The organism is Olleya sp. KJ81-1 (assembly GCF_055808135.1).
In genome coordinates, this window is sequence record NZ_CM147854.1 from 1,047,234 (window position 1) to 1,070,472 (window position 23,239).

Here is a 23,239-nt window from a genome sequence, read left to right on the forward strand (position 1 = left end):
TAAAAAAACCTGAACGCATTAGCCTTCAGGTTTTTTGTTATGGAATAAACAATTAATATTAGTTCAAGCTATTATCTAAGTGTAAACTCAGAGCTTGAAACCAATTCGTTTGAGTTAAAAACGTTTACTTGGTAACGTCCTTTTTCAAAATCATCATCTGTACTATTTACTATAAATTCACAGATATCTAGATTTCCATTTTCGTAATTAAACTTACTTATAATACTATAATTAAGTGTTTGTTCACCAAACTTAATTTGTTGATTTACACCTAATATATTGTTTTTAGGATCTATAACTTGTACATACAATTCTTTATCTCCTGACTGTACTAATTTATTTTTAGCAACTGTGTAGCATACTCTAATTTTATCACTTCTTCCTGCTCTTTCTGTTGGAATAAGTTTACCATTATTACGTTCAATAACTCCAAAACCCTTTAAGTTTGCTGTTGTTAAAACTGCAGCATTTTCTACTACTTCAGCAAGCGCTGTATTTTGTACAACTAGAGAATCATTAAACATTCTACTTTCTTCATATCTAATATTAGTACTATCTAAAGTAGTCGCTAAATGCATATTTTCTACTTTTAATCTATCGTTTTCAGATAATAAAACATCCATTTCATCCTGTAATGCTAAATACTTCTTTTTGTATTTCCATAAACTACTAACGTTGTTTTCCGATACTTTTAACGAGTCTATTAAACTTTGAATACGCTCTCTAGCTTCTACTAAATTTTGGTTAGTCACTTGACTTTCGCTTAAAGCGACATCATATTTAGCAACCATTGTATTTAAGTCGTTTAAAACGTCATTTTTTTCTTGTGTTAATTGCTGCTCAGTTTGTTGTTTGTCTTTATACAAAGTCGATGTATAAATTCCGGTTCCGATAAATAAAGCTAAGGCTATACCTAATGCAACCTTCAAACCTGTACTTGCTGTTTTATTTGCCATAATTATTTGTTTTTAAATGGTAATCGTTAATTTTCTAGTTATTTTTTAATAATAAAAACGTAATTTTAATTTTTCAAAACTACATAAAAAGTAAATGGATAAATTAGTTTTATTTGATAACTCAATTATAAATAATCTACTAAATACTCGTCTTGGCGAAACTAAATTTGGAGAACATACTAACACGTTAACCAGCGTTTCAAATATATACGATTCTCTTAAACCTTTGGACGTCAAGTACGTTATTTTTGGTATACCAGAAGCTATTGGTGTGTTTGCAAATCTAGGAAAATCAGGCACTTCAACCGCTTGGGATGCTACAATTAAAGTTTTGTTAAATATCCAAAGCAATGCTTTTACTAATGCCAAAAATGTTTTGGTCCTTGGCCATTTAGATTTTACAGAAGAGCAAAAACAGCTTTCTAAATTAAATCAAGATGATCCTAAGCATATCGCTAAAGCCAGAAAATTAGTGGCTCAAATGGATACACACGTTGTAGATTTAGTGTCCAATATTGTAAAAGCAGGTAAAATACCCATCGCAATTGGTGGTGGACACAATAATGCTTATGGAATGATAAAAGGTACAAGTCTAGCTTTAAAACAACCCATAAATAGTATTAATTTTGATGCACATACAGATTTTAGAGCATTAGAAGGTAGACATAGTGGTAATGGTTTTAGTTACGCTTACGCTGAAGGTTTTTTAAAACGCTATTTTGCATTTGGGTTACACGAAAATTACACATCATCACAAGTATTTACTCAATTTAAAGATAATAAACATTTAGATTTTAATACTTATGAAGCACTAGCTGTCAGACAAAATTCAAAATTTAAAAAAGAATTACGACGTGCCAAAAAACATGTAAATACAACCCATTTTGGAATTGAAATAGATTGCGATGCTATTATAAACACTCCTAGTAGTGCGCAAACATCTAGTGGCTTTTCAGCAGAAAAAACAAGACAATTTTTACATTATTTTGCTGCACTTGACAATGTTAAATATTTACATATCTGTGAAGCTGTAGCTAAAAATAAAAAGGCCTCACAAGTTGGTAAACTAATTAGCTATTTAATTACAGATTTTATACGCTCAAACTCTAATAAAAATGACTAAACTACAAATAGAATACATTAGACTAACATTAGCTTTACTAGTATTTGTTTTTATAATTACACTTCTTTTTTTACATATTAATCAAGTTGATTTAAATTGGTTTACAACATTATCAAGTGTTATGATCATGCCTGCTTTAGGTTTAAGTATTGCAATTCCTATTTGGATGATTGTTGATTTATTTAGAAAAAAAGTAGCAGACAAGTCTATATTTAACCTAACCTTTTTTATATCTGTAATTTCAATTTTATTGTTATTATTTACAATTTATATTTTAAAGTAAAAATGAAACCTACTATTAACATTATCCCTTTTGATAAAAAATACGCCAAGGATTTTTACGTACTCAACAGAGAATGGTTAGAACACTATTTTTATGTTGAACCTTATGACGAAGAGGTTTTAAGCAAACCTGACCAATACATCATGGACAAAGGTGGTTATATATTTTTTGCCAAATTTGAAGATCAAATTGTTGGTACTTATGCCTTCATGCCCTTAAAAAATGAAGCTGGTTATGAATTAACAAAAATGGCTGTATCACCTAGTTTAAGAGGTCATAAAATTGGTCAACAACTACTAGAGCATTGTATTAATTTTGCTAAAGCCAAAAACTTTGAAAGACTACTACTCTACTCTAATCGTAAATTAGAAAATGCCATTTATTTATATCATAAGTTTGGTTTTAAAGAAGTCGTGTTAGAAAAAAACACACCATATAAACGTGCTGATATAAAAATGGAATTTGACTTAAAAAAATAAAAAAAGCACTAAAAAATTTAGTGCTTTTAATTTATAACATATTAAGTAACCGTTTACTTTTTAACAAACTTTAAAGTATTACCATCTTCTAATTTAAATAGGTATAAGTCACTAGATAAATTCTGAATATCTATACTTTCATTTTTTTCAACTTTACCTTTTAACACTTGTTGTCCTAAACTATTATAAACAGTATAGTTTAAAGCTTTTTCCATGTTAGACACTTTAATAAATTTGCTAGAAGGATTAGGATATAATTGTAACGATTTGCTTAAAACAAACCCATCTACAGATAAAGTCGGTAAGTTGTATTTAGAAATTTTATTTGCATCAAATTCAGCTATATAAACTTCGCTAGTATTAGCTGCTAAACCAATAGGAGTTTGTACTCCAGACACTAAATCTTCCTTAGTTGGTACTGCTGCTAAAATATCAACTTTTGAAACTTTATTTGCTGCATACTCTGCTACATATAACGTGTTTCCACTTATAGTTAAATCTATAGGAGAATTAAAGCCAGTAATAAAATCTGTACCTGTTGTTGCACCTGAAGCTACATCAAGTGTGGACACTTTATTACCGGAAAACTCAGCGATGTACAGTATATCATTTTTAAAAAAGATTCCGTAAGGTGCATTAAATGCGTTAGCAACTAAAACAGCAGTTGGCACTGCATCTGTTAGGTTTATTTTAAAGATTGAATTGCTACCTGTTTCTGCATAATAAAGTTCGTCTCCTTTAATAGCTAATCCTGTTGGATTATTTAAACCAGAAATTACTGTTGACATAGTTGCTGTTGGTGCAGAAATATCAATTCTAGATATTTTATTACCAAAATGTTCTGCCACATAAATAAAGTTACCTGTTGCAACAATACCCATTGGTCTATTTAATCCCGTAATAACATTTGATTTAGTCGTTGGTAATGGAGCAGTAATATCCAATTTAGAGACAATACCACTATTAAACTCTGATATGTACAAGTCGTTACCAGACAATGATAATCTATAAGGGTTAGTTGTACCAGTTGTCACAACAGTTGTTTGAGCATTGATTGTAAAGATACCAAACACTAAAAATAATAAATTGTAAATTTGTTTCATAAGCGAATTTTTAAGCCTTAAAAATTAATTTTCGGCAAAATTTAGGAAAGGGGTTTTTAATTAGATTTTAATAAAAATTGAAATAATAGCTACATTATTGCAGTTGCAAAAATATATTTAAAAAGGTTAAAAAAAGTTCCATTTGTACCAATTTAATTACCATTGGTCGTTTTTTTCTTACAATAAAAAACCTGTTTACAATAGCAATATTATAAACAGGCTTAATATAATTAATTAGTTTTTTACTTATTTTCCAACGAGTCTATTTTGCGTTTTAATTTAGCAATATCGTCTGCTTCTCTTTGCTTGACTATAGAGTCATATTTACGCTGTAAAGTCTTTAGAGATTCTTTTTCTTTTATGGTGTTACCTTTTAAATCTGTAGTATCAATAGCTATAAATTGATCGTTTAAATCTTTCATTATAGCTTCTACTGCTTTTTCATCGTCCATATAATAATCATCAATACCTTCACTTGCTCGCCAAGCTTCATTTAATTGATCGTAAACAGATTTTTCCCACTGGCTAGGGTGTTTGGCATCTATCCAAACAACATCTCTATATTCGCTATCAATTAAAGCTAAATCTGGTGTTGCAGAACCATCAAATTGTGCTCCTTCTGCTTTTATTGAAGATATAGTCCCTAAAAAAAACATACGTTTACGACCTGCTATATTTTTAATGTATGGTCTAAACTCGACAGGCTTATTTACAGACCAATCATATTCTTTTCTAGATTCAATAACCTTTAAAGGCATTGCCGAAACACCAGCATAACCTTGTTTTTTTGAGGCATGATCATAATAATATAGTTTGTTTGTTCCATCAGCTGGCACAAACACGCTAAACGTTAAACTTGTACGCTCATCGCCAACAGGCTCCAGACCAAACCAATGATACAAACCACTATAAGCATCAGATTTTGAGTCTGAAAAATCAAAATCCGTCACAAATGGTTGTTGGTTTTGATCATCCGGAAGATTAGGTATCTTAACAGCTGTTTCCATGTTCCAAGGTAATGGATCACTAAATCCACCTAAAAACTTAAGCGATTCGGCTTGTAAACGTGATACTTTTTCTGATAATGTGTTTTGACGTGTTAAATAAGGATGATTTTTCATATCTTCTGGTGCTATAAAGGTTCCTTTACCTATCGTAACACGCTCAATATAATCGCTAAAATCATGTGCACCACTATCTATTACCATTACACCTCCAAAGGTTGGATAAGGGAAGAAAAAACCTTTCCATTTAATTAAACTTACCACTTCCACCCATTGACCGTTGTCATTTTTCATATAAAACGTGTCACTTGGTTCGTAATTAAATAGCATCCAAGGATTAAAACGTTGTACTACTGCATTGTATGTGTTTCTGCTAAATTTTAAAGATTCACCAATAGAAAATGTGGTTGAAATTCGGTTTTCGTTAGAGAAACGAGGAAAAGGTGTCGTACTTGAGACTGAAAACACTTCTTCTGTATTATCACTAATCCCTTGCCACACATATTTTTCAGTAGGTTGAATCGCCATAGTCCATTTGTTCTCGTCATCCACTCTTACTAAATGTGGTAATGAGACATCTTTGGTTTCTCCGACGCTTTCATTAGCCATAGAAAAAATGTTTCGTAAAGGCTGAATGCGTTCGTTTTGGGTTAAAGGTAGTTCGTTAATTTCAACTTTATTTAAATTATTAAATACGTTATACGTTTTCATATAATCGTACAATTGATAGTGCCAACCTGCTGTGTAAAGCACTCCAAAAAAGACCAATAATCCTGCCAGGATACCTAGACGTTTACCTATAGATGCCGAGTTTCGGAAGCTACGAAGTCCAAAAAATAATAGTATTGCACTTAATAAAATGACAAAAATATATTTACGGATAAATAACAATACAGGCTGATAATCGTCTCTTAAAAAAAACAATAATGCAATTACAATTATTGCTACAATAATTACAACTGCTTTTTGCTTTCCGCCTTGATTCCAATACTTTTTAATCATATATCTATAATTTAGGTGATTAGCTTTTGCTAAAAACCGAATTGTGTTTTATTTTTATTTAATTCCTAAAAATTACATTAGTCCTTTATCCTTAAGACGTTCTCTAGCGCTTTTTTCTGGTGCTTTAGGTGTTTCTTTTATTTCTTTTTTAGCTGCTTCTACAACTTTAGCATCCTTATTTTTAAAGTCTTCTAAAAACTCTTTTCCTTTGTTTAGTCCGTCTTTAACAACATCCTCAAGACTGTCTGATTGCTGCTCAATCACCTCACCAGACTTAAGTACAAAGTTTGCTACGTAAGTCCCTATTAAAGTCCCGAAAATAGCAGAAGCAAATGCTGAAATACCATAATAAGTACTAAAAATAGCTATTGGAGTTAAAAACTGAATGATTAGCGCTGCAATTAAAAATGTAAATGCAACAAACAATACTCTAGGCAAAATAGCTTGCTTATAAATAAATCCTTTTGGATTTCCTGGTTTCATCTGCAGTTCTTTACTATTAAATACTTTGTTAAAAAAGCGATACACTGCATTACTTTTAGACTCTGTCCAATAAATAAAAATCCCAAAAAGAATTGCTCCAAAAAATATTATAATTTCTAAACCCATGGTTTTAATTGTGTTTTGATTAATAAAAAGGTGTTTGATTGCAACCTTTACTAAATTAGTCTATAATTTTTAAATATTGTTACTTATAGTTTCTATAACCCAATCTTTAAATGATTCATCCCATGAGTTATATTGTCTATAAAACTCTTCTTTATCATACCAATACAAGAATAAAACATCTTTTGGAGACACATTAATTAATAATTTCCATATTAAATCTTGATGCTTTGCTATTAATGAAGAGTGTGGTAAATGCAATGCATTAAACAAATTAGAATCTACTATATCTGCTATTTTGTATTGGTTACTAACTTCAAGTTTATCCAAATACAACTCCACACCCATGATGCGTTTTCTAGTATCAATATCTAATTTATTTAGGTAACTTTTAAACAATACTGCATCATTTAAAATATCACGTAATGGATGTTGCGTATCTTTTAAAGCCATAGCAAATTCCATTTTTTTAATACGTTGGTATCTGTCTGTGTTTAAAGCTTCTTCCAAATCGTGTTCAATAATAACATGATTACGCAATTTGTCCATTAATTCTGGCTGCTCAATATGAAAAATAGTAATGTCGTGAACCGTGTCTTTAATAGCTTCTTTGTACCATTTAAGATTTTCAAAAACAATAATTGGCGAAATAAAATCACGCAAAACATAAACACCTCCAAACGACTTTGTGTAAAATGAATCTGTTTGATATTGCAAACTATGTAAGCTTAAATCGCGTCCACGTAAATCGCCATATGTTTGGGCTGATTCTAAAAGTTTTGCATGTAAATCTTCATCAATAAAATTATTACCTTGTTTAAAAGTATCAATTAATTGCTGTTGCTGCTTTTGTATTTGATCTAAGTTATTTATTAAATGAAATTTGATATAAACCTTATCGTATTTAAGCACATCTAGTGGTTCATAAAAAGCATCAATATCTTGGTCAAAATCTATACATATAGCAGAATCCCTTGTAATGTCATTGATTTTTTGACCATGAACTTGAAACACCTGCTTCATCATCTCTCTATCAAAACTATGAAAAGGCGAATAGACAGGTTTTCCTTTTTGCAAAGGTGAAATAATAATGGCATGTGGATTAGCTTCGCCATTATTAAGATACATAGTTGTTCCTTTTTCTTCTGCAATCTCTGGACTATAACCAATACCATCAATTGAAAAATGGGTCAGTTTTGTTGGTGTAAACCCTAATTTTTGAAGGCATAGATTATAACGGTCTACCAACTTACCACTAATTGGAATAAGCTCACTTCTGTAAAGGTTTGCTAATTTTAGTTTTTGCATTATACCTAATTCTTTTCTTTCTTAAATTTTTTAATCATTTTAATATTACCTTCAATAGGAGATATAATCACTTCTTTATCATCTTTAAGTACATAAAATACATACAAACTGTTTTTACCTAGCATTTTAATATCTTGAGTTAATCCGTCTTCAAAGATTAATTTATGAGTTATTTTATAATCGTTAGTTTCTACTCGTTTGTTAGTTTTATATCCACTTCCTATGCCTAAACCTATAAAAACAGAGAATACGTAAAAAGCTATCATTGTAATAACAGCGTCTTTAGCTTTGATTTTGGTTTGTGCTTTTTCTAATTTTAATTTATTTTTCCCTGATTGATACTTTGGTTTTTTACTTAACCATTTATAATATTTAGGTGTGATTTTAACCATAAAATAAGCCATAATCATGCTAAATATGACTGCTAAACCTAAGATTAAATTTCCTGTCATTACTGCTATTGGGCTAATTAATACATCTAAAACAGAGGAATATTCTAAAATGTTAATTCCTAAAAACTTATAGTAAATAGACTCGTATACAACACCTAAAATTAGTAAAAATAAATAACCGATAGACAAATAGTCTTGTAATCCAATTTGCGATAATTTACCATCATTTGTTTTATTGCTCATATACTTTATACTAACTGTTGTTAAATATCTTATTTATCTGTGCATACTGCAACAAACAAATGGTTTTTATATCTTTAATTTCGCCAGTAGTTATCATATTAACTGCAAATTCAAAAGGCATTTCTAACACTTCAATATCCTCATGCTCACTATCCAAACCTCCTCCTTCATTAACCTTCATGTCTTCTGAGTATTCTGCAATAAAATAATGTAAAATCTCAGTTAAAGCACCAGGTGAAGAATATGCTTTAAACAATTTTGTTACCGAATTTACTCTGTAACCAGTTTCTTCTTCAATCTCTCTGATAATACAAGCTTCTGGTTGGTCGTTATCCAACATACCTGCACAAGTCTCTAAAACAAATCCAGAATCATTTCCGTTTAAAAACGTTGACACTCTAAATTGTTTTGTCAGAATGACCGTTTTTTTAACCTTGTTGTATAATAAAACTGTTGCTCCATCACCTCTATCATAAGATTCGCGCTTTTGATTTACCCAAGATTCATTTTTCATTTTATATGAAAACGATACCTCGTTTAACGTTGCCCAACCTTTATATAAGGTATTTATTACTACATTTTTTATTTTATTGCCCATTACTAAATAAGTCTCGTGCTTTAGTTTCTATATTTAACTGGTTGATTCTAGCATCTACTTTACGTTTAAAGTCGGTATCTGCAATTGTTGCTACATTATCTAAATATCTAACAACTTCTTGTCTTCTAATTTCTGAAAAGTTTAGACCTTTCATGTTAGATTTCATTAATTCTTGTAACATATTAAATTTAGTATCATAATCTTTTTTGAAATACGTTTCTGGATTTTCAAACCAGCTTTGTTCCAAATCAAAATCTGTTAAACGTAGTGATACTGCACTTTGGATATTACGTACATCTCTGGAAGAGAAAAATGGAAATATCTTCTGAATCTCTTTATATAAAGTCGCATAAAATTGGTGCGAGTTTGTTTTATGTTGTGTTTCTGCTTTATCGTAAGCTTCTAAAACACGTAATTCCGTTGGTTTATCTGACACGTTTAAGATTTCTCCCATATTTGTTGCTAGTCCTTGATCCTGTAAATATTTATAATCTACAGGTCCTTGCATGTTAACAAACTCTGGCATAGTCTTATCCAGTTTACTCCACCATAAATGATCTTGATCTAAAAAATCATGTTCACTACGTGCTCCATCAATTTTAAAACGACCTTGGACACGTGATATAACTGCTTTATCTAACATTTCTGGAAGGTTGGTAAACAACCCAATCGAGCTGTTACCATAATTAACTGCGTAAGCACCTTCTGTATATCTTAAAAAGACACCAATGACCTCTTTTACACCTGCAGACACACCTTGTGCTGTACGTTCTTGCAGGTTATTTTCAGCATCATCAATTGGTGCAAATATTAATTTTGAAGGATCTTGCATTGGTTTCATCCAATCCACCATCTTCTCAGCAGATCCACCTTGAAATGTACTAATTAAGGTATCTGGCATTGGGTGGAATAAAAACGGAATGTCTAAATGGTCACAATGTTCTTTTAATCTAGTTGCAATTGCAGCAATTAACATACTTTTTCCTGTTCCAGGAATACCATAACCCATAAAAACTGGCATAAAACCACCAAGCTCTTGAAAGGGGTTTTTCTTTGCTTCAAAATCGTAACTCAACATACGTTCCGTCAAACGTCTTGCAAAGTGTTTTGCATCTCTGTTACCTACAATTTGCTCGAATTGAATTTTATTAAACTCAACACTTTTTGCGGTACCTTGAAAGGTGTTTTCCCATCCTGAAATAGCAAAATCACTGTTTTCTAATTTATAGGTTCTGTCAACGATAGTCTCAGTATATTCTAAGTTGCTTCTGCGTAAACTGATTTCGGTTAACAAAGCTTCAAAATATACCACAGTAAAATCTGCAACGTCTTTGTCTGATTTTACAATATCTGGATGTGCTAAATATTTATCATAATAAAATAACGCACAAGAGACACCTTTTAATGGTGATAGTAATGAGACTTCTGGAATACCAGCAAATTTTTGCTTCATAACACTTAAATCGTCAGAAGCATGAGGTTTTAACAAGTGTAAAATTTTATAAGCAGTCGCAAATAACATAAACGCACTTGCTGTTTGCATCTTACTTTCATACTCACGTCTACCATCATTATCTAAAGCCGATTTACGCTCGTTTAGACTAGATAAACCTGACGCATCATAATAACTGTCTTTTATCCAAATCCCTAAAGTTAATCCTTCTTGTACTGCGTATAATGTTTGATTTAAAAGAATTGGTATGGCTACCGAATCTGGTAATAATCGTTTTTTTAAAGCTAAAATGGTTTTTGAAACCGAAGTGATTGATGCAGACGATCCATTATTTGCTTTAGACAGGTATAATAATATTGACTCATCTTTAGCGTCTTTATCTTTATTTTTTGCTCGAGATCCTTGTTCCCAACTGATACTTTTTAAGTATGATGAAGCTTCGTCACGTAAAACGTCTAATTCTGATTTTTTTATAGGGAAGGTTGAGTTGTGTTCCATGTAATTTTAGTTTTCGGTTTGTCGTCGCAGTATACAGTGATTACTCAAAATGCTTACGCTTCTTAAACTTTAAATATTTATTTTTTTAAAATCGCAACACTACAAAACTGAGACTGCGATTGTAAACTGTTTTTAATTTTTATCAATTTTTAAATCTGATACCTGAAAAGGTGGTTTTGCCAACTTATTCATAATCTTTGGATTTTTATTGTATAGTAATTGGATGATACGATGTGGTGCAAATACGTAACCTTCTTTTATTGGTGTACTCCAATTTTGAAGTGTTTGTTTGCTAAAATATCCACCTTCTTTAAATTGGCCTCCTGTAAATACTTCGTGTACTTTAAAAGATAAAGCATAAGCTTCTAAAGGAATTTCTTTTTTACCTATTGCTTCTAGAATGGTGTGCGTTAAATCGTTATCGTCTTTTGCAAACACGTTATGAAAAGCACCTATATCCAAACGTTTTATGTGTTTTGGAAATACATTTTTTAATCGTCTATCAATACCATAAGCCATAGTATCCATATTCATTTTACGATCTGCCACTGTTTTTAAAGTGTCATATATGTCTTCTTTTTCTTTTATTGGATCTTTACCATCATAATCAAAATACATATAGCAAATAAAGGGACGGTTTAAGGAGACATCGTAAAAACTCCAACTGGTCATGTAAGTTGCCTGACTACCTTCTGGTGCTTTTATAATTTTACCTTGTACAAAACGGTTAAATATATATTGCTGCTCTACTGATGTGTAATATACTATTGATGCTGCTTGAAATAATTTATCACGTCTAACAGGTTGTTTTTTGCGTAATAATTGGTCCAGAAATTCGTCTTGAAGTTCTGACACATCTTTTAATTTGTTTAAATAGTTGTCGCGTAAAGACAGGTCGTTATATAGGTATCTAAACTCTAAATAATTAGGAAAACCAGAATCTGTAACGTCTACCTTCATGTTGTCTTCCTCATCGTACATGTATTTGACACGCATGGCTTCTATGGAGTATAGTAGTAAGTCGCAGTATTGTTTAAAGAAAACAATTTCTTGTGGAGTACATAAGCCATTTTGTTGTACGCCAACAATTAATTCTTTTAAGGCAAAATCTACCTTTTTGTGATAAAACACATATTGATCTTTACTATCTAATATAGATGAATCTAATGGTGTGACAATGTGGTTTATACTCATTTTAAATGTTCAATATTCAGTTGTTATAGTCCGTTTTAAGTCTGTTATAACTTGATTGTTTTAGTTGTGATTAACCTTTTTTTGGTCATATATTTAATGAAAGCCCAAACTAGAAAACCTGGAAAAAAGATAATATTAGACCAACCTATTATTTGACCTATAAATGTATTACTGATTTTTAGGATGTAAATACCATTTAAAACAAAACCTATCATGATTATAATTGCAATTACTAGTCTTAATTGTTTTGACATTTTACTATTGACTTTTATTTTTGATTTGCGCTTTAAGGTTTGAGTAAGCGCGTTAAGGATTGAAGTGGCATCCTTTTGCTTTTTTGCAAAAGATATAACGTAAAGCCTGACCTACTTTAGCCCTTAAAAGCTAAAGTAGGTAACGCTAAACTAATTTTAAGACAATAAATCGTCGTTTGATGCTTCTGGTTTTGGTGCTCCTGCTGGTGCATCGTCTCCTGAAGGTGTTGTATTATCTGAGTTGTAATACTCTTCAAAAATCTCTTTCATGTCAATTCCGTAACGGTCTGCAAAATTCTTTTGGATATCCACATCTTTTGCTCTAATCTCATGCAACGCCTCGGCATAACTGCGATAAACACCTTGCATAACTTTTTCGTGCACTGGAATGTTGTCCATCATCTCTTGACGTGCTCTTGCACTTGCGGTATGCATTGATGCTAAAGTCTCTCCAATATGCTCGTCTGTTTTAACTCCTAAATGCTCTAAAATAGCAGCAAACTCTTGATCTGTACGTGCTTTTAAAGCTACTACATAACCGTCGTAATATTTAAGACGCTCTTCTGTATCTGACTTTAATTTAGCACGATGTGTTTGCAAATTACTACGTAATGAAGTCAATACTTTGATTGTTAAATTATGCTTGTGTACAAAACTATCTTTAGAGGCAGCAAGGGTTGTATAGGCGTTTTTAAGTCCTTCTAACTCTTCTACTTCTTGCTCTAGTTTAGTTACTTTTGATAACGCTTCAGAGTATTCTGTAGATTGTTTATCTGCAACTTCTTCTAGTGCTTGACGTGCTTGTTTAAGTAATGCGTATTGCGTTTCTAGTTTAGCTTCAGTTTCGGCTTTTTTCTCTAATGCTTTGGTATGGTTTTTAGACGCTTCTACGATTGCATCTTGTAACTTATCTTCTACTTCTTTGATTTCTACCTCACGATTTTTAAGACGTGTTACTGCTGCTTGAGACTTGTATGATAACTCACTTAATAGTGTTTGTATGTCTGCACTTTCGATACGTTCTTGAAACATTGCTTTTGCTTTGTTGTCTGCTCCTGCACGTACTTTTTCGGCTGCTTCTAAAGCTTTTTCAGCAGCTTTAATTTTGCTTTTACGTCCCCAAAGGTTATTCCACCATGTGTCAGGTTTGTTTTGTGCGTCTTCTAACTCGATTTTAGAACGTTCTAATGCTTTTTGAGCATCGTCGATTACTTTTTGTTCTTTGTCATTTAATGATGAAAAACGCTCAAATAAAATACCAACCTCGTCTTGGTAATCTGTTAAATCTTTAATAGCATCTAAAAGTGTGGTACGATCTTTTTCTGCCATACCGACAACGTCGTCCAACGTTGCGTTTAAGATTTTTTGACGACTTTCTGGATCGTCTTCTTGTGCTAATTTGGATTTCATGGTATCAATTGCTTTTCCCCAATTGACATCTACTTTCTCTGTTTTTTCGTTAGCGTTTGTTTCTAATAAATCAAAATCATCAGACATATATATTCTTGTTTTTAAGGTTGGACAAATTTTGTGTAAGCAATTTCGTTAAAAAATATTAGTTGTGGAAATATTTGTTGCTCATATTATAAGTATTAATTGTTATAAAAATGTTACAAATAATTTTGACCAATAAAAAAGTAAGTATCTTTATAATAAAATTTTTAAAATGAAAAAATTAGCACTACCTATACTAACAATAGCCTTACTATTAACAAGTTGTAAAGGTGAACCTAAAACGGAAATTGTAAAAACTGATGTTGACACTACAGAAACTGTTAGTAAAACTTTAGAAATTACACCTATTAGTCACGCAACAATGGTATTAAATTATGGTAACGAGACCATATATGTAGATCCTACAGGAGGAAAAAAAGCGTTTGAAGGTCAAAAAGACCCAACTATTATTTTAATAACAGATATACATGGTGATCATTTAAGTATTGACACTTTAAAAGAGTTGCAACTAAACAATGCTTTGTTAGTTGTGCCTCAAGCAGTAGCAGATACATTTGAAGCAGATTTTAAGCCTATGATGCGAATTATAGCTAATGGACAAACTGCTGTGGTAAAAGACATACCGTTAGAAGCAATTGCAATGTATAATTTACCGGAAGACGAGACCTCTAGACATCCTAAAGGACGCGGAAATGGTTATATTTTAACTTTTGGTAGAGAACGTGTTTACATCTCTGGAGATACTGAGGATATTACTGAAATGAGAGCTTTACAAAATATTGATAAAGCATTTGTATGTATGAATTTACCTTACACTATGACTGTAGATAGTGCTGCTAGTGCTGTTTTAGATTTTAAACCTAAACAAGTGTATCCTTTTCACTACAGAGGAAAAGATGGTTTGAGTGATGTTGCTAAATTTAAAACGTTAGTTAATGAAGGTAATCCTGATATTGAGGTTGTACAACTACAATGGTATCCTGAAAAATAATTATTATATTTGGAACTAATATATCCCCAAGTTAACATTTTATGACGTCTAAATTTTTATTTATTTTACAAAGTATAGCAGAAGCATCCGCAAAACTGCCTAATGAAAAACTAATTACAATTCTTGCTATTGCTTTAATTACAATGACTAGTTTAGTTGCTCTAAATATTTATAAAATATACCAACTAAAAAAGGAGATTAAAAGACTTAAAACTAAATAATCATGATTCTTGCTGTTCAAATAATATTTTGTATTCTAATATATACGTTAGTATTTTTCTTGCCTATTTATAGATCTTTTATTTTAAAAAGAAAATGGAATAAAGCATTACGTCAATTTGACTTTAAAAACAGCGAAATTGAAAGTATCGATTTATTCAATTACAAAACTAATAATAATCATATTTATTAAAGTGAATACCCACTTAATACTAAATTAAAAAAAATATAAACATGGATTTGTGGATGATACTTACTTTTTGGATGCTTTGTTTTGCATTTGTTTTGATTAATGTTTTATTAATGAAAAAACAAATAAAAATAGATAGAAAAGAAATTGCGCTTGATCTGGAGAATAAAAAAATAGAAACGTTATTAAAATCGCAAAAAGATAGTAATAACTATACAGATTTTACTGATGGTCATTTATATCAATAAAAAGAAAACATAAAAAAAGCAGACTAATTAGTCTGCTTTTTTTATGTTTAAAAATTAGTAAACTTATCTTACCAATTTTTTATACTTGATACGTTTTGGCATTAAATCTCCACCTAAACGTTTTTTCTTATTCTCTTCATACTCACTAAATCCACCTTCAAAGAAATAGACTTGAGAGTCGCCTTCAAACGCTAAAATATGCGTACAAATACGGTCTAAAAACCATCTGTCGTGAGAGATTACTACTGCACAACCAGCAAAGTTTTCTAGTCCTTCTTCTAATGCACGTAATGTATTAACATCTAAATCATTGGTAGGCTCATCTAAAAGTAATACGTTACCTTCTTCTTTAAGTGTCATTGCTAAGTGTAAACGGTTACGCTCTCCACCAGACAATAGTTTTACCTTTTTATTTTGCTCTCCTCCTGAGAAGTTAAAGCGACTTAAATAAGCTCTAGAGTTTACTTCCTTTCCTCCCATCATAATCAACTCTTGCTCATCACTAAAGTTTTGCCAAATGGTTTTTTCTGGATCAATATTAGAGTGTTTTTGATCTACGTAAGCAATTTGAGCAGTTTCTCCTACTTTAAACTCACCTTTATCAGGCGCTTCTTCACCCATTATCATTCTAAAAATTGTAGTTTTACCTGCTCCGTTTGGACCAATAACACCAACAATTCCTGCTTGAGGTAAATTAAAATTTAAATCTTCGTATAATAATTTATCATCATACGCTTTGCTTACACCAATCGCATCAATCACGTTAGTTCCTAAACGTGGACCATTTGGTATATAAATTTCAAGTTTTTCGTCAAGTTGTTTTTGATCTTGACTCATTAACTTGTCATAATTTTTTAAACGTGCTTTTTGTTTTGTCTGACGTCCTTTAGCACCTTGTTTAACCCATTCTAGCTCACGCTCTAAAGTTTTTTGTCGCTTAGATGCTGTTTTGCTTTCTTGAGCCATACGTTTAGATTTTTGATCTAACCAAGAAGAGTAGTTTCCTTTCCATGGAATACCTTCACCTCTATCCAATTCTAAAATCCATCCTGCTACGTTATCTAAAAAGTATCTATCGTGCGTTACAGCAATTACAGTTCCTTTATATTGTGCTAAATGGTGCTCTAACCAATGTACAGATTCTGCATCCAAGTGGTTAGTAGGCTCATCCAATAATAAAACGTCTGGTTCTTGCAGTAATAAACGACATAAAGCCACACGACGTCTTTCTCCTCCAGACAATACACCTATTTTTTTATCACCATCTGGAGTACGTAACGCATCCATAGCAATTTCTAACTTTGTGTCTAATTCCCAAGCATTAGATGCGTCAATTTGATCTTGAAGCTCTGCTTGACGATTCATAAGTTTTTCCATTTTGTCTGCATCACTGTAGACTTCTTCTAAACCAAACTGATCGTTAATTTTATTGTATTCTTCTAAAATAGCTACGGTTTCTGCAGCACCTTCACGCACCACTTCCATAACTGTTTTATCGTCATCTAATTGAGGTTCTTGCTCTAAATATCCTACTGAATAACCAGGTGAAAAGACAACATCTCCTTGATAATTTTTATCTACTCCTGCTATAATTTTAAGTAATGTAGATTTACCAGAACCGTTTAGACCTAAAATTCCAATTTTAGCGCCATAAAAGAAGCTTAAGTATATATTTTTAAGTACTGGTGTTTGAGCACTTTGAAATGTCTTGGTCAAACCAGACATTGAGAAAATTACTTTTTTATCGTCAGACATATAATTTTTAATTTATTTTTTAATTGCTATTTATTTAAGTCAAAAAGCTTTAAACGCGACCTTTAAGTGCATTAAACACCCATGCTACAGCGAAAAAACCGACACCTACAGCTGCAAAACCCCATCCAGCAACATCGTCATATCTAAAAGCACCTAATGCTATTAATGCTAATCCTACTATTATCATTATTGTGGTAGCCCAAGCTAACACAGTATTTTTATTCATTGCCATAATCTGTTTTTAGTAAAATGTGAATTACAAATATCGTTTATTTTAACAAAAAAAGCATCCTATTTAGGATGCTTTTTTGATAATATTTACACAAAATTACGCCATAGGGACTTCAATAAAAAGTAATTGTGCACTGCTTTTAGTATTAATTGTAAAACTTTCTGTATCTGATACACCTAAAGCATCTCTACTCGATAAATCATTATCGTTAATAACAACATCTCCAGAGATTGTCATTACGTATGTTCCGTGTGATTTACTTATGGTTTTATAAGTGTACTCTTGACCTTGGGCTAAATCTATTCTAGACAATTTAGCATCTTGGTGTATTTTTAAACCTTCGTCTTGATTATAAATAGATGATACTATGGTCTGTAACTTACCTTGTCTATCTTCAGCATTAAAAAAACGTTGATCATAACGAGGAGTAACATTAGTTTTGTTTGGTATAATCCAAATTTGAAACAAGCTTAAAAACTCGTCTGTTTTAGCATTCATTTCTGAATGCATTAATCCACTACCAGCACTCATAATTTGTACTTCTCCAGATTGAATGGTTTCCCATTTATTTCCCATAGAATCCTTATGCTTAAGCGTCCCTTTTAAAGGTATCGTGATAATTTCCATATTATCATGTGGATGCGTACTAAAGCCCATACTTGGTGCGATAACATCATCATTTAAAACACGTAAGGCTCCAAATTGAATTTTTTCGGGATTATAAAACTGTGCAAAACTAAAACTGTGATTAGCTTGCAACCAACCATGATTTGCAAAACCACGATCTGATGCTTTATGTAGTATTGTTTTCATAATTAAAAATTTATTATCTCATTTTATCTAGTAAATCGCTTAGTAAACCAGCTTCGTCCTCCGTTAACTTGTCAATTAAATTATGTGATGGATTGTTGGGCTTAATTTTATCCAATAAATCCAATCCACTTTTAGTAATTTCAATTAAAACTACACGTCTATCCTCTGGAAAAGCAATACGGTTAATTAGTTTTTTATCACAAAGTTTATCGGTCAAACGCGTTAAATTTGGTGCACGTTCCACCATGCGCTCCTTTATAGTTTGCACTTTTATTGGCTCCTTTGCTCCTCTTAATATCCTTAAAATATTATATTGTTGCGGAGACAAACCGTAGGTTTTAAAAAAGTCGTTTTGATAACTAGTAATATAATTTGCTGTATACAGAATATTTAGCATGGCTTTTATTCTGTTATTTTCAAACTTAGAATTAATGTCTTTGGCAAAATCACCCATGACTTTTAATTTATTATTTATGTATTAAATACGTTCTGCTAAAGTATTAACAGCTTCTACTAATGATGCTTTCAAGTCTGCATCAACAATTTTGTCTTCTTTAAAATTATCATTAAATGATGGTAAGCTAAATTTAGCAACAATGTTTGCATCATGAATTGGGAATCTGTTTTCTGCAATTTCAAAGACTGATTGTCCTCCTCTTGCTCCTGGAGACGTGCTCATTAATAACATTGGTTTTTGCTTAAATAATTTGACATCAATCCTAGACATCCAATCAAACAAGCTTTTAAATATTGCTGTATAAGCACCATTATGCTCTGCTAACGAAATGATTAAACCATCCGAAGCAATTATTTTATTTAACAAGTGTTGCGCATTGTCCGGAATTCCGGATTTACCCTCTAAATCCACACTGTATGTTGGTACATCAAAATCGTTTAAATCCAAAACTTCAACTTCTGTATTTTTTAATAAAGAAGATGCGTATGTTGCTAATTGTTTATTTATTGAAGTCTTACTACTACTTGCTCCAAATGCTATTATATTTTTCATCTGTAAATTTATTTAATACAAATATACAAAATATATATTACATGGAAACTAAACCCTTGTTTAATATTTAAAACGAAACAAATTAACTTAAATAGTGTTAAGTAATTAATAGCAGAATTATTGAATATAGCGTACAATTAAAAAATTGTAGTTTTATTAGACTATTTTCTTTTGTATTTTTACAACAAACAAAATAACTACAATGGATATTAACTTCAATAAAAACGAAGATCATAACAAATTATTACTTTCTGAACTTAAAACCAAACTAACCAAAGTCAAGTTAGGTGGTGGAGAAAAACGTATAGAAAAACTGCATGCACAAGGTAAAATGACCGCAAGAGAGCGTGTTAATTACCTTTTAGATAGCAATAAAAAAAGTATCGAAATTGGTGCTTTTGCAGGAGAAGATATGTACGCAGAACATGGTGGTTGTCCTTCTGGAGGTGTTGTAGTTAAAATGGGTTACATTAAAGGTAAACAATGCATTGTTGTTGCCAATGATGCTACAGTAAAAGCTGGTGCATGGTTTCCTATTACAGGAAAAAAGAATTTACGTGCTCAAGAATTAGCAATTGAAAACAAATTACCAATTATATACTTGGTAGATTCTGCTGGTGTATACTTACCAATGCAGGACGAAATTTTTCCAGATAAAGAACATTTTGGACGAATTTTTAGAAATAACGCTATCATGAGTAGTATGGGAATTACCCAAATTGCTGCAATCATGGGAAGTTGTGTGGCTGGTGGTGCTTATTTACCAATAATGAGTGACGAAGCTATAATTGTAGATAAAACGGGAAGTATTTTTCTAGCAGGAAGCTACCTAGTTAAAGCTGCAATTGGTGAAACAATAGATAACGAAACACTTGGTGGTGCAGACACGCATTGCGAAATTAGTGGTGTTACAGATTATAAAGCCAAAGACGATAAAGATGCGTTAGAAAAAATTAAACGTATTGTAGACAAAATTGGAGATTATGACAAAGCTGGTTTTAACCGAAATGAGCCACAAAAACCAAAAGAAAATCCACAAGATATTTACGGAATTTTACCAAAATCTAGAGCAGATCAATATGATATGAAAGAGATTATCAAACGATTAGTTGATAACTCAGAATTTGATGAATATAAACAGGACTACGGAAAAACTATTATTACTGCTTACGCAAGAATTGACGGTTGGGCTGTAGGTATTGTGGCTAACCAACGTACTTTAGTTAAAAACGCCAAAGGAGAAATGCAATTTGGAGGTGTAATATATAATGATAGTGCAGATAAAGCGACACGTTTTATTGCTAATTGCAACCAGAAAAAAATCCCATTAGTCTTTTTACAAGATGTCACTGGTTTTATGGTTGGAAGTAAAAGTGAGCACTCTGGTATTATAAAAGATGGTGCCAAAATGGTTAACGCTGTTAGTAATAGTGTTGTGCCAAAATTTACTATAATTTTAGGTAATAGTTATGGAGCAGGTAATTACGCTATGTGCGGAAAAGCCTATGACCCTAGATTAATTGCTGCTTGGCCAAGTGCAGAACTGGCAGTTATGAGTGGTAATAGTGCTGCAAAAGTTTTATTACAAATAGAAACTGCATCGCTTAAAAAGAAAGGAGAAACGATTACTAAAGAAAAAGAAGACGAGTTATTTAATAAAATTAAAGCTAGATACGATAACCAAGTATCACCTTACTATGCTGCAGCACGTATTTGGACAGATGGTGTAATAGATCCATTAGATACAAGAACTTGGATTAGCATGGGAATTGATGCTGCAAACCACGCTCCTATCGAAAAACCTTTTAACATGGGTGTTTTACAAGTATAGGTAAATGAAAAAACGTAGTTTATTTTTACTAATTATCACTTTTATAATCAGCTTTGGACTTTACCAAGTCTATGTATTTTATTTTGATAATAATGACAACATCCAGTCTATTTATTTAGTACCTAAGGATGCAGTTTACATTATAGAAAGTCAAAAGCCAATAAACAATTGGGATGCTATAAGTAAAAATGATATTTGGAAACATTTAAACACAAACACATATTTTAATACCCTTGCCACAAACTTAAATAAGTTAGATACTATATTTAAGCAAAAGCAAGGGGTTTTTAATCGTATTGGAAACAGAGAAATTTTAATTTCGGCACACGTTTATGCTCCAAAACAATATGGCTTTTTATATGTAGTCGATTTACAAAAAATAGCAAAGCTAAATGTTATTAAAAACAACTTAAATACTGTTATAAATAGTAATTATAAAGTTAGTAAACGCTATTATAAGGAAAATGAAATCACAGAGATTTACGACGTTAAAAAACACGAAACCCTTTATATAAGCTTTATTAAAAACCAAATGATTGCGTCCTATACGCATACTTTAGTTGAAGCCTCAATTGATCAATATAGTAATCCTGAGATTGGTAGAAATCTTAATTTTATTGAAGTCAAAAAACATGTTGGTTATAACGATATGTTTCGTTTATACTTTCAGTATGATTATTTAGATGAATTTGTTAATGTTTTTTCAGATACACCTGGAGATTTAACCAAAACACTTAGTCAAAGTTTAGAATTTAGTGGTTTTAGTTTTGATTTAGAAAAAAACGCTATTGTAGCTAATGGTATTACAAATACTAATGACCAAGCTTCAACGTATTTAAAAGCGCTTCAAAAATCAGGACAAGGTAAGCGTACCATTAAAAACGTAGTTCCTAATAATACTGCAATTTACTTAAGCTTCGGTTTTAAAAGTTTTGAAGACTTTTATTCTAATTTTGAAAGCATTCAAAAAGAAAATCCTGAACAGTTTAAAAGTTATGCTGAAGGTACTTCTCAAATAGAAAGCTTTTTAAAAATAAATCTCAAAACCCATTTTATGAGTTGGATTGATGATGAGATTGCTTTAATTCAACTTCACTCTAATGTATCTGACTCAAAAAAAGATGTCGCATTAATATTAAAAACAAAAGCGATTGACGATGCTAAAGACAACTTAGATTTTATATTAGAACAAATTAGAAAACGTACACCAGTAAAATTTAAAGAAGTTAATTACAAAGGATACGCCATAAATTTTATGTCTATCAAAGGTTTTTTCAAAATCATTTTAGGCGATTTATTTTCAAATATTGAAAAACCTTATTTTACAATTATTGACGATTATGTAATATTTAGTAATGAGCCCAATACCTTAAAAAGTATAATTAATGCTTACACAAACAAAGAGACCTTAAACTATTTTAAAGCCTTTAATGACTTTGACAACAGGTTTAATAATAGGTCTAGTGTGTTTGCTTACGTTAACACACCTAATTTATATAACACAGCTTATGACTTTGTAGATATTGCAACTAAAAAACAGCTAAAAACTAATAAAGATTACTTTATCTGTTTTCCGCAAATAGGCATACAATTAACACCAAGCAAAAACGACTTTAAAAGCCAATTAATACTAGAGTATCAAACGCCAGAAAAAGTTAAGTCTAGCTATACTTTTGAGGATGATAAACCAAAAACAATTATTACAAATTCTATTAGTCTTACAGAAGAGAACATTAATAAAGATACCGTTTTTAACATTCCAGAATTATATCCTTCTGATTTAACTGCTCCAATTTTTACAAAAAAATACTCTAACGGAAACCCACGTTTTTCTGTTGAACTAAAAGATGGATTAAAACATGGTAGCTACAAAGCGTATTATCAAAATGGAAATTTAAAAATTTCGGGTAAATATAGAAAAGACAAACAAGTTGGCACTTGGAAAGCGTATGATATTAATGAAAATTTAATTTTTAAAACACGTTTTTAAATACTAACTT

General features: G+C 31.2%; 23 protein-coding genes. 7 read left to right on the plus strand and 16 right to left on the minus strand.

Features of this window, described 5'->3' with window-relative positions; translation table 11 throughout:
- Positions 1–71 precede the first annotated feature (71 nt).
- A complete protein-coding gene (locus AC0L3M_RS04920; protein ID WP_473432035.1) occupies positions 72–956 on the minus strand; it encodes a chromosome partitioning protein ParA in 885 nt (294 codons plus the stop codon).
- Positions 957–1,050: 94 nt separating this feature from the next.
- Between AC0L3M_RS04920 and AC0L3M_RS04925 the strand changes: the two genes are divergently transcribed.
- From AC0L3M_RS04925 to AC0L3M_RS04935, 3 genes are read left to right on the plus strand one after another with little or no spacing between them, the layout of a single operon-like run.
- On the plus strand, positions 1,051–2,079 hold the full coding sequence (locus tag AC0L3M_RS04925) for a formimidoylglutamase (RefSeq protein WP_292944970.1): 1,029 nt from the start codon (positions 1,051–1,053) through the stop codon (positions 2,077–2,079).
- Positions 2,072–2,362 (plus strand): hypothetical protein, encoded by a 291-nt coding sequence (locus AC0L3M_RS04930; protein ID WP_473432036.1) that lies wholly within the window; start codon positions 2,072–2,074, stop codon positions 2,360–2,362. Before AC0L3M_RS04925 ends, AC0L3M_RS04930 begins: the two co-directional genes overlap by 8 nt.
- Positions 2,363–2,364: 2 nt before the next feature.
- Positions 2,365–2,841, plus strand: coding sequence for a GNAT family N-acetyltransferase (locus AC0L3M_RS04935; protein ID WP_473432037.1), 477 nt, complete (start codon positions 2,365–2,367; stop codon positions 2,839–2,841).
- A 53-nt stretch (positions 2,842–2,894) separates the two neighbouring features.
- Here AC0L3M_RS04935 and AC0L3M_RS04940 read toward each other — a convergent pair whose 3' ends face one another.
- The 10 genes from AC0L3M_RS04940 to AC0L3M_RS04985 all read right to left on the minus strand — a co-directional run bounded on the left by AC0L3M_RS04940 (position 2,895) and on the right by AC0L3M_RS04985 (position 13,993).
- Positions 2,895–3,944 (minus strand): T9SS type A sorting domain-containing protein, encoded by a 1,050-nt coding sequence (locus tag AC0L3M_RS04940; protein ID WP_473432038.1) that lies wholly within the window; start codon positions 3,942–3,944, stop codon positions 2,895–2,897.
- A gap of 242 nt (positions 3,945–4,186) precedes the next feature.
- Entirely contained in the window at positions 4,187–5,950 is a 1,764-nt protein-coding gene (locus AC0L3M_RS04945; RefSeq protein WP_473432039.1) for a hypothetical protein, read from the minus strand.
- A 72-nt stretch (positions 5,951–6,022) separates the two neighbouring features.
- A complete protein-coding gene (locus tag AC0L3M_RS04950; protein ID WP_473432040.1) occupies positions 6,023–6,559 on the minus strand; it encodes a hypothetical protein in 537 nt (178 codons plus the stop codon).
- A 69-nt stretch (positions 6,560–6,628) separates the two neighbouring features.
- Positions 6,629–7,864 carry a DUF6638 family protein gene (locus tag AC0L3M_RS04955; protein ID WP_473432041.1) on the minus strand — a complete coding sequence of 412 codons (1,236 nt, stop codon included), beginning with the start codon at positions 7,862–7,864 and terminating at the stop codon, positions 6,629–6,631.
- Between the two features lie 5 nt (positions 7,865–7,869).
- A complete protein-coding gene (locus AC0L3M_RS04960) occupies positions 7,870–8,499 on the minus strand; it encodes a hypothetical protein (RefSeq protein WP_473432042.1) in 630 nt (209 codons plus the stop codon).
- Between the two features lie 10 nt (positions 8,500–8,509).
- Positions 8,510–9,097, minus strand: coding sequence for an NUDIX domain-containing protein (locus AC0L3M_RS04965; RefSeq protein WP_191098776.1), 588 nt, complete (start codon positions 9,095–9,097; stop codon positions 8,510–8,512).
- Entirely contained in the window at positions 9,087–11,048 is a 1,962-nt protein-coding gene (locus AC0L3M_RS04970; RefSeq protein ID WP_473432043.1) for an AAA family ATPase, read from the minus strand. Before AC0L3M_RS04970 ends, AC0L3M_RS04965 begins: the two co-directional genes overlap by 11 nt.
- Positions 11,049–11,180: 132 nt before the next feature.
- A complete protein-coding gene (locus AC0L3M_RS04975; RefSeq protein WP_473432044.1) occupies positions 11,181–12,242 on the minus strand; it encodes a hypothetical protein in 1,062 nt (353 codons plus the stop codon).
- Positions 12,243–12,286: 44 nt separating this feature from the next.
- Entirely contained in the window at positions 12,287–12,496 is a 210-nt protein-coding gene (locus AC0L3M_RS04980) for a hypothetical protein (RefSeq protein ID WP_473432045.1), read from the minus strand.
- A 156-nt stretch (positions 12,497–12,652) separates the two neighbouring features.
- Complete coding sequence (locus AC0L3M_RS04985; RefSeq protein WP_145001836.1) at positions 12,653–13,993, minus strand: coiled-coil domain-containing protein; 1,341 nt, start codon at positions 13,991–13,993, stop codon at positions 12,653–12,655.
- Between the two features lie 169 nt (positions 13,994–14,162).
- Between AC0L3M_RS04985 and AC0L3M_RS04990 the strand changes: the two genes are divergently transcribed.
- Both AC0L3M_RS04990 and AC0L3M_RS04995 read left to right on the plus strand, forming a co-directional pair.
- Positions 14,163–14,942, plus strand: a complete 780-nt coding sequence (locus tag AC0L3M_RS04990; RefSeq protein ID WP_473432046.1) for an MBL fold metallo-hydrolase — start codon at positions 14,163–14,165, stop codon at positions 14,940–14,942.
- Positions 14,943–15,407: 465 nt separating this feature from the next.
- Entirely contained in the window at positions 15,408–15,599 is a 192-nt protein-coding gene (locus tag AC0L3M_RS04995; protein ID WP_473432047.1) for a hypothetical protein, read from the plus strand.
- Between the two features lie 63 nt (positions 15,600–15,662).
- Here the strand turns inward: AC0L3M_RS04995 and ettA are convergent, their stop codons facing one another.
- The 5 genes from ettA to AC0L3M_RS05020 form a co-directional block, all read right to left on the minus strand.
- A complete protein-coding gene (gene ettA / locus AC0L3M_RS05000) occupies positions 15,663–17,354 on the minus strand; it encodes an energy-dependent translational throttle protein EttA (protein WP_473432048.1) in 1,692 nt (563 codons plus the stop codon).
- A gap of 49 nt (positions 17,355–17,403) precedes the next feature.
- Positions 17,404–17,586 (minus strand): CAL67264 family membrane protein, encoded by a 183-nt coding sequence (locus AC0L3M_RS05005; RefSeq protein ID WP_028281998.1) that lies wholly within the window; start codon positions 17,584–17,586, stop codon positions 17,404–17,406.
- A 96-nt stretch (positions 17,587–17,682) separates the two neighbouring features.
- Positions 17,683–18,399 (minus strand): pirin family protein, encoded by a 717-nt coding sequence (locus tag AC0L3M_RS05010; protein ID WP_473432049.1) that lies wholly within the window; start codon positions 18,397–18,399, stop codon positions 17,683–17,685.
- 13 nt (positions 18,400–18,412) lie between these two features.
- Positions 18,413–18,853, minus strand: coding sequence for a MarR family winged helix-turn-helix transcriptional regulator (locus tag AC0L3M_RS05015; RefSeq protein WP_473432050.1), 441 nt, complete (start codon positions 18,851–18,853; stop codon positions 18,413–18,415).
- Positions 18,854–18,877: 24 nt separating this feature from the next.
- Positions 18,878–19,408, minus strand: coding sequence for an NADPH-dependent FMN reductase (locus AC0L3M_RS05020; RefSeq protein ID WP_473432051.1), 531 nt, complete (start codon positions 19,406–19,408; stop codon positions 18,878–18,880).
- 202 nt (positions 19,409–19,610) lie between these two features.
- Between AC0L3M_RS05020 and AC0L3M_RS05025 the strand changes: the two genes are divergently transcribed.
- The gene (locus AC0L3M_RS05025; protein WP_145001844.1) at positions 19,611–21,239 is read left to right on the plus strand and encodes an acyl-CoA carboxylase subunit beta; all 1,629 of its coding nucleotides are present in this window, start codon (positions 19,611–19,613) and stop codon (positions 21,237–21,239) included.
- A gap of 4 nt (positions 21,240–21,243) precedes the next feature.
- Positions 21,244–23,229, plus strand: coding sequence for a DUF3352 domain-containing protein (locus tag AC0L3M_RS05030; RefSeq protein ID WP_473432052.1), 1,986 nt, complete (start codon positions 21,244–21,246; stop codon positions 23,227–23,229).
- Positions 23,230–23,239: the final 10 nt, after the last annotated feature.

Bases quoted from the DNA above. Each gene is read 5' to 3' on its own strand.
- AC0L3M_RS04950 (WP_473432040.1), bottom strand. From the start codon at position 6,559: ATGGGTTTAGAAATTATAATATTTTTTGGAGCAATTCTTTTTGGGATT.
- AC0L3M_RS04955 (WP_473432041.1), bottom strand. From the start codon at position 7,864: ATGCAAAAACTAAAATTAGCAAACCTTTACAGAAGTGAGCTTATTCCA.
- AC0L3M_RS04940 (WP_473432038.1), bottom strand. From the start codon at position 3,944: ATGAAACAAATTTACAATTTATTATTTTTAGTGTTTGGTATCTTTACA.
- AC0L3M_RS04960 (WP_473432042.1), bottom strand. From the start codon at position 8,499: ATGAGCAATAAAACAAATGATGGTAAATTATCGCAAATTGGATTACAA.
- AC0L3M_RS04920 (WP_473432035.1), bottom strand. From the start codon at position 956: ATGGCAAATAAAACAGCAAGTACAGGTTTGAAGGTTGCATTAGGTATA.
- AC0L3M_RS05010 (WP_473432049.1), bottom strand. From the start codon at position 18,399: ATGAAAACAATACTACATAAAGCATCAGATCGTGGTTTTGCAAATCAT.
- ettA (WP_473432048.1), bottom strand. From the start codon at position 17,354: ATGTCTGACGATAAAAAAGTAATTTTCTCAATGTCTGGTTTGACCAAG.
- AC0L3M_RS04975 (WP_473432044.1), bottom strand. From the start codon at position 12,242: ATGAGTATAAACCACATTGTCACACCATTAGATTCATCTATATTAGAT.
- AC0L3M_RS04930 (WP_473432036.1), top strand. From the start codon at position 2,072: ATGACTAAACTACAAATAGAATACATTAGACTAACATTAGCTTTACTA.
- AC0L3M_RS04935 (WP_473432037.1), top strand. From the start codon at position 2,365: ATGAAACCTACTATTAACATTATCCCTTTTGATAAAAAATACGCCAAG.
- AC0L3M_RS04990 (WP_473432046.1), top strand. From the start codon at position 14,163: ATGAAAAAATTAGCACTACCTATACTAACAATAGCCTTACTATTAACA.
- AC0L3M_RS04985 (WP_145001836.1), bottom strand. From the start codon at position 13,993: ATGTCTGATGATTTTGATTTATTAGAAACAAACGCTAACGAAAAAACA.
- AC0L3M_RS04980 (WP_473432045.1), bottom strand. From the start codon at position 12,496: ATGTCAAAACAATTAAGACTAGTAATTGCAATTATAATCATGATAGGT.
- AC0L3M_RS05015 (WP_473432050.1), bottom strand. From the start codon at position 18,853: ATGGGTGATTTTGCCAAAGACATTAATTCTAAGTTTGAAAATAACAGA.
- AC0L3M_RS04965 (WP_191098776.1), bottom strand. From the start codon at position 9,097: ATGGGCAATAAAATAAAAAATGTAGTAATAAATACCTTATATAAAGGT.
- AC0L3M_RS04925 (WP_292944970.1), top strand. From the start codon at position 1,051: ATGGATAAATTAGTTTTATTTGATAACTCAATTATAAATAATCTACTA.
- AC0L3M_RS05025 (WP_145001844.1), top strand. From the start codon at position 19,611: ATGGATATTAACTTCAATAAAAACGAAGATCATAACAAATTATTACTT.
- AC0L3M_RS04995 (WP_473432047.1), top strand. From the start codon at position 15,408: ATGATACTTACTTTTTGGATGCTTTGTTTTGCATTTGTTTTGATTAAT.
- AC0L3M_RS04970 (WP_473432043.1), bottom strand. From the start codon at position 11,048: ATGGAACACAACTCAACCTTCCCTATAAAAAAATCAGAATTAGACGTT.
- AC0L3M_RS05005 (WP_028281998.1), bottom strand. From the start codon at position 17,586: ATGGCAATGAATAAAAATACTGTGTTAGCTTGGGCTACCACAATAATG.
- AC0L3M_RS05030 (WP_473432052.1), top strand. From the start codon at position 21,244: ATGAAAAAACGTAGTTTATTTTTACTAATTATCACTTTTATAATCAGC.
- AC0L3M_RS04945 (WP_473432039.1), bottom strand. From the start codon at position 5,950: ATGATTAAAAAGTATTGGAATCAAGGCGGAAAGCAAAAAGCAGTTGTA.
- AC0L3M_RS05020 (WP_473432051.1), bottom strand. From the start codon at position 19,408: ATGAAAAATATAATAGCATTTGGAGCAAGTAGTAGTAAGACTTCAATA.